This is a genomic window from Amycolatopsis sp. NPDC023774 (genome assembly GCF_040639695.1).
Taxonomy (GTDB): domain Bacteria; phylum Actinomycetota; class Actinomycetes; order Mycobacteriales; family Pseudonocardiaceae; genus Amycolatopsis.
The window spans coordinates 1-2,325 of record NZ_JBFAAJ010000096.1 but is presented as its reverse complement, the minus strand read 5'-3'; the positions used below and the strand labels follow the sequence as shown (position 1 = coordinate 2,325).

Genomic DNA, 2,325 nt, shown 5'->3' with positions numbered 1-2,325 from the left:
GTTTTGTGGGTGCCGTAGTTGTCGCAGATCAGATGGATCTGCAGATGAGCGGGGACCTGCTTGTCGATCTTGGCGAGGAACTTCTTGAACTCCGCGGCCCGATGCCGGCGGTGCAAGGCGCTGACGACCTCGCCGGTGGCGACGTCGAACGCCGCGAACAGCGTGGTCAGACCGTTACGGACGTAGTCATGAGTACGACGCTCAGGCATACCGGGCATCATCGGAAGCAGGGCTTGGGCACGGTGACATCCTTCCAGGCGAGGCCGGAGCCTCACAGGTGAGGTGTCAACCAGACCCTGGGCAGACCCCCGATCAGCATGTGATTGGCCGTGTGGTTGTGGCGTCGGTGCGGCGGGTGGCGTATCAGAGGTTCCGGCCGACCATTTCCGAGCATGAGTTAGCGCCGTTTTCACCCCCGAGGGAGGCTGAGATCTCGGGGCCGGTCATCGCTCCAGACTGCTTTGCTGAGGGGGATTGATGAGGTGTGCCGCGCGTTCTGCGATGGCGCAGACGGTGGCGTTGGTGTTGCCGGAAACGATGGAGGGCATGACCGATGCGTCAGCCACGCGTAGCCCGGTGAGGCCCCGCACACGCAGTTCGGTGTCGACCACAGCCATGTCGTCGTCTCCGATCCTGCACGTGCCGCAGTAGTGGTAGTAGCACGTGAGGCTTTGGCGCAGGTAGTCACGGACCGCGTCGTTGTCGCGGGCCATCGGACCAGGGAGAATCTCTTCACCGCGCCAGTCGGTCAGGGCGCAGGCCTGCCCGATTTCACGCGCCATGCGCAGACCGGCCATTATCGTGGCGACGTCACGGTCGTCGCTCAAGTAGTTCGGATCGATCAGGGGAGCTGCCTCTGCGTCCGGGCTCGCCAGACGCACGGTGCCCCGGCTGCGTGGGTTCATCACGGAAAAGAGCATCGTGTAGCCCTCGTCGGGGCCCTTCAGCAAGGGAGTCAAAGGGGCGAAGCCTCCGAAGAGGATCTGGAGATCAGGCGCATCCAGAGCGGCATCGGTTCGAACGAGCCCCAGCGCTTCCCCCAGCGGGTTGGCCGGTATGACGGGCATGGGCTGCTTGAGGGCATAGGTGAGCGTGGACGCCGGATGATCCTGGAGATTGGCTCCCACGCCCGGTAGATCCAACACCGGGGCCACTCCGACTTCCCGCAGATGCCTCTGCGGGCCGACGCCCGACACCATCAGCAACTGCGGCGACCCGATGGCGCCGGCGCACAGCACGACCTCCCGAGTGCATCCCACCGAGACCAATTGGTCACCAGCTGCGTACTCGACCCCGATGCAGCGCCCGTCCACAATCTGCAGGCGCCGCACCATGACCTCACAGAACACGTCCAGATTGGGCCGGTCGAGAATCGGCCGCAGATAGGCGTCGGCGGCGCTCTGGCGAACTCCGTCGACGATGTTGTTGTCAGGCCAGCCGAAACCGATTTCCAGGCCGCTGCTGTAGTCCTCCACCCTGCGGTGTCCTACCTCCACGGCCGCCTGAACACATGCCGTGATCACCGGATTGGGCTCGGCCGGGGGCGTCACCGTCAGCGGACCACCCGTCCCGCGGACAGAATCATCCCGTCCCGGCGCGTTCTCACTGCGCTTGAAGAACGGGAGCAGATCGTCGTATGCCCAGCCCACGGCACCCTGGTCGGGCCAGCTGTCATAGCTCGAGCGGTGCCCTCTGACAAATGCCAGGCCGTTGATACTCGACGAACCCCCCATCCCCCGGCCACGAGGCAGGGGCATCGCCCTACCAGCAAAGCGCTGCTCAGTACTGGAGTCGCCCCAGTCGGCGCTACTGCCCGCCAAGGCGGGCCATGCCCTCGGAATCGCCATCAGATCCAACGGCTCCTCGGCCCCTGCCTCAAGCAACAGGACCCGCACCCCTGGGTCCTCAGAAAGCCGCGAAGCGAGGGCACTCCCCGCCGTGCCGGCACCAACAACAACGTAGTCATAACGTTTGGACAGTTGCATGGTCATATCCCTCATAGCGCCAAGGATCGAATATGAGAGCGGCGAATGAGCGCCGCGAGTGGCACATGTCGATCTTGAGAGTAGTCAAACGATGCCGTCGCCCCGAGGGGCCGCGGCCGAGTCGCGGTGGCGCGCAGCTCGATGCGCAGTTGCTGCTGTTCGCTGCGACGTCGGGCGACGAGGCGGGCTTCGCGGCCTTGAGTTCTCGTTCGTCCCGCTCAGCTCGAACACGGCCGGAACCACCTGAGGGACTGTAAGACGAGCGGTGTAACTCCCGATCATGGAAGTGCACCTGATGACCGAGATGATGTCCGGCGTGGAGAACGCTGAAGAGTCGCCG

The 2,325-nt window shown here is 64.5% G+C and carries 1 protein-coding gene and 1 pseudogene; both read right to left on the bottom strand.

Annotated elements, in window-relative coordinates; translation table 11 throughout:
- Positions 1–209 (bottom strand): annotated as a pseudogene (locus tag AB0F91_RS47045) (IS630 family transposase); the annotation flags it as partial.
- A gap of 234 nt (positions 210–443) precedes the next feature.
- The gene (locus tag AB0F91_RS47040; protein WP_360609015.1) at positions 444–1,985 is read right to left on the bottom strand and encodes a GMC family oxidoreductase N-terminal domain-containing protein; all 1,542 of its coding nucleotides are present in this window, start codon (positions 1,983–1,985) and stop codon (positions 444–446) included.
- Between the last annotated feature and the right edge of the window lie 340 nt (positions 1,986–2,325).

Bases quoted from the DNA above. Each gene is read 5' to 3' on its own strand.
- AB0F91_RS47040 (WP_360609015.1), bottom strand. From the start codon at position 1,985: ATGCAACTGTCCAAACGTTATGACTACGTTGTTGTTGGTGCCGGCACG.